Genomic DNA, 3,332 nt, shown 5'->3' with positions numbered 1-3,332 from the left:
GGGTCCGGCCCCCGGCAACGGCGCACTCGTGGCGGCCGTGCGTTCGTGCGTCGACGTCGACCCCGAGGTCATCGGCAAGCCGCACCCCCCGATGTACCGGCTCGCGGCGAGCGCGCTCGGGGCGAGCCCCGACCGGGGTGCTGGCCGTGGGGGACCGGCTCGAGACCGACATCGAGGGAGCCGTGGCGACGGGGATGCCCGGCGTGCTGGTGCTCACCGGCGTCCACGGTCTGGCGGATGCGGCGGCCGCGCCGGTGGAGCGGCGTCCGACGTATGTCATCGCGGACCTGCGCGGTCTCCTGCAGCCCTACCCGCCGGCGCGGACCGAGGGCGCCTGGTGCCTCCGAGGGGACGCCGGTGCACGCGTGGTCGATGGCCGGCTCGAGGTCCGCGGTGAAGGGCCCGATGCAGATCGCGCTGCGCTCGACGCCCTGTGGGCAGCCGTCGACGGCGGCCTGCTCGACGCGGGGCAGGCAGGGCTCGCCATGACCAGCCGGTAGCGTGGGACGACCCCGACCCGAGGAGTGACGTGGACCCCGTACGTGGACTGATCCATCTGGGCCTGAAGACGACCGAGACGACCCTGGACCGGGCGCTCGAGGTCGTCCGACTGGTCGACACCCTGCTCGTCGCGGGTGCCGTGCCGCCGGTGCGCGAGCAGAGCGACGACGCGCACGCGTGGCCGGCGGAGGAGGAGGGCGACCTCGACGCGCTGAGCACCGCGTTGCGGGAGCGTTCGGCGCTCGACGAGGTCTCGACCGCGCCTGTGGCGCCGGCCAAGAAGGCGACGGCCAAGCCGACCAACGCGAAGGCGCCGGCGAAGAGGGCGCGGGCCACGAAGGCGCCCGCGAAGAAGGCACAGGCCAGGCCGACCACCGCGAAGAAGTCCACCGCCAAGAAGGCGCCCGCGAAGAAGGCGACCGCGGGCAGCGCCACGACGAAGACTCCCACGACGAAGACTCCCGCGACGAAGACTCCCGCGACGAAGGCTGCCACGACGAAGGCTGCCACGAAGAAGGTCGCCACGAAGAAGGCCGCCCCGAGGAAGACGACGGCCAAGAAGGCGGCGTCGAGCCAGCCCGCATCCCCGGCTCCGCAGACCCTGGCGGTGCTGCCCGATGCCTGAGCAGGCCACGCCCACGCCACCGGTCCCCAGCCCCGGTGACCTCGCGCCCAAGGCGCCCGAGCCCATGCCCGAGGGCACGCCCGCGACCGATGACCTCGTCGTCGATGCCGCCCTTCGTGACCTCTCCGCCGTCGACCCGGACGACCTCGACGCCGTCCTGGCCGCCGGCGAGTCCGTGCACGCCACCCTGACGTCGCGGCTGTCGGACCTCGGGACCTGACGGGTGCCCGAGACCAGCCGGCTCGACGTCGCGCTCGTCGAGCAGCTCGCGCAGCAGCTCGACGTCGACGTCGAGCTCGTCGTCGTAGAGGTGCGCGTCGCAGGCGCGACCGCGACGAAGACCTCGCAGCAGGTGGGCCCCGACACCCTCGTCGAGGTGACGACCGGCGCCGACCACTGGGTCGGGCGTGCGGCCGGCAAGCTGCTCGGGGCCCTGGACGCCTTCGACGTCGCGGTCCCCGGACGCCGCTGCATCGACATCGGTGCGTGCACCGGAGGCTTCACCCAGGTGCTGCTCGAGCACGGGGCCGAGCACGTCGTGGCCCTCGACGTCGGCCACGACCAGCTCGCCCCCGAGCTCGTCGCCGACGACCGCGTCGACGACCTGAGCGGCACGACGATCCGCGGGCTGGCGCCGGCTGACATCGGCGGGCCGGTGCAGCTGGCCGTGGGTGACCTGAGCTTCATCTCCCTTCGCCTGGTGCTCGAGGAGATCGCCGGCCTGCTCACGGACGACGGCGAGGCGGTGCTGCTCGTCAAGCCGCAGTTCGAGGTGGGGCGGGCCCGGCTCGGCAGGCGAGGCGTGGTCACCGACCCGGCCGCCCGCGCGGATGCGATCACCGCCGTGCTCGAGCGCGCCGCCGAGGTCGGCTGTCGGTCCTCGGGATCACGCGCAGCCCGCTGCGCGGGGGAGAGGGCAACCACGAGTACCTCGTGCACCTGACCCGTCGCACCGGTGTCGGTCTGGCATGGCAGGCTCAGACCCGGATCACCCACGACCTGGTGCAGGAGGAGGACCGATGACCCCGCGGCGCGTGCTGCTCATGGCTCACCCGAGCCGGCCCGAGGCCCTCGAGGTCGCCATGGGTGTCGCGGACAAGCTCGCCCAGGCGGGCATCGAGGTGCGTCTGCCCGCGGGTGAGCTCGGCGAGAGCGTCCTGGGCCAGCACCCCGTCGTCGTCGTCCACGACGGTGACGACCCCGCAGAGGGCGTCGAGCTCGTCGTCGTCCTCGGCGGCGACGGCACGATCCTGCGCGGCGCCGAGGCCGCCCGCGGCAGCGGCGTCCCCCTGCTCGGGGTCAACCTCGGTCACGTCGGCTTCCTCGCGGAGGCCGAGCGGGAGGACGTCGACGCGACCGTCGAGCACATCGTCGAGCGCCGCTACGAGGTCGAGGAGCGCATGGCTCTCGACGTCGTCGCCACCCTCGACGGGCAGGAGATCGCCCGCAGCTGGGCGCTCAACGAGGTGACGGTCGAGAAGGCCTCGCGCGAGCGAATGCTCGTGCTCACCGTCGAGATCGACGGACGTCCCCTGTCCACGTGGGGCTGCGACGGTGTCGTCATGGCGACGCCGACCGGCTCGACCGCCTATGCCTTCTCCGCCGGGGGCCCCGTCGTGTGGCCCGGCGTCGAGGCGATGCTCGTCGTGCCGATCAGCGCGCACGCGCTCTTCGCCCGACCGCTCGTCGTCGCGCCGACCTCCGCGATGGCCGTCGACCTCGTCCCCGGCACCGAGGGCCACGGAGTGCTGTGGTGCGACGGCCGCCGCGCCGTCGACCTGCCCCCGGGAGCCCGCATCGAGGTCTCCCGCTCGCCCGAGCCGGTGCGTCTGGCCCGGCTGAGCAGCTCGCCCTTCACCGACCGCCTCGTCGCGAAGTTCGACCTGTCCGTCCACGGGTGGCGCGGCCGCACCCGGCCGGGAGCCTGACGTGCTGCGAGAGCTGCGCATCCGCGACCTCGGCGTCATCGAGGACGCCACCCTCACCCTCGACCCCGGGCTGACCGTCGTCACCGGCGAGACCGGCGCAGGCAAGACGATGGTCGTCACCGGGCTCGGCCTCGTGCTCGGTGGCCGCGCCGACGCCTCGCTCGTGCGCTCCGGCCGGGACGACGCCCTCGTCGAGGCCGAGCTCGAGCTCGCCGACGACCACCCCGCCCGGGCGTCGCCGCCGAGGTCGGCGGCATCGCCGACGAGCCCGAGCTGCT

General features: G+C 74.0%; 6 protein-coding genes. All 6 read left to right on the top strand.

Going from position 1 to position 3,332, the window contains the following annotated elements:
- The first annotated feature begins 146 nt into the window (after positions 1–146).
- Complete coding sequence (locus tag AC2W7J_RS16835; protein WP_485983817.1) at positions 147–500, top strand: HAD hydrolase-like protein; 354 nt, start codon at positions 147–149, stop codon at positions 498–500.
- Positions 501–529: 29 nt separating this feature from the next.
- On the top strand, positions 530–1,126 hold the full coding sequence (locus AC2W7J_RS16830) for a hypothetical protein (protein WP_485983815.1): 597 nt from the start codon (positions 530–532) through the stop codon (positions 1,124–1,126).
- Entirely contained in the window at positions 1,119–1,346 is a 228-nt protein-coding gene (locus tag AC2W7J_RS16825; RefSeq protein WP_421008436.1) for a hypothetical protein, read from the top strand. Before AC2W7J_RS16830 ends, AC2W7J_RS16825 begins: the two co-directional genes overlap by 8 nt.
- 3 nt (positions 1,347–1,349) lie before the next feature.
- A complete protein-coding gene (locus AC2W7J_RS16820; RefSeq protein ID WP_485983814.1) occupies positions 1,350–2,069 on the top strand; it encodes a TlyA family RNA methyltransferase in 720 nt (239 codons plus the stop codon).
- 76 nt (positions 2,070–2,145) lie between these two features.
- Positions 2,146–3,054 (top strand): NAD kinase, encoded by a 909-nt coding sequence (locus AC2W7J_RS16815; protein ID WP_255183621.1) that lies wholly within the window; start codon positions 2,146–2,148, stop codon positions 3,052–3,054.
- A 1-nt stretch (position 3,055) separates the two neighbouring features.
- Positions 3,056–3,332: AAA family ATPase (locus AC2W7J_RS16810; protein ID WP_485983812.1), on the top strand; the 277-nt coding region annotated here is incomplete at its 3' end.

The sequence above is a fragment of the Janibacter sp. CFPM2_SD2 genome (genome assembly GCF_057364645.1).
The sequence above is the reverse complement of the archived record's forward strand: the minus strand, read 5'-3'. Positions and strand labels throughout refer to the sequence as shown.

Excerpts from the sequence above, each read along its gene's own strand:
- AC2W7J_RS16825 (WP_421008436.1), top strand. The coding sequence starts at position 1,119 with ATGCCTGAGCAGGCCACGCCCACGCCACCGGTCCCCAGCCCCGGTGAC.
- AC2W7J_RS16815 (WP_255183621.1), top strand. The coding sequence starts at position 2,146 with ATGACCCCGCGGCGCGTGCTGCTCATGGCTCACCCGAGCCGGCCCGAG.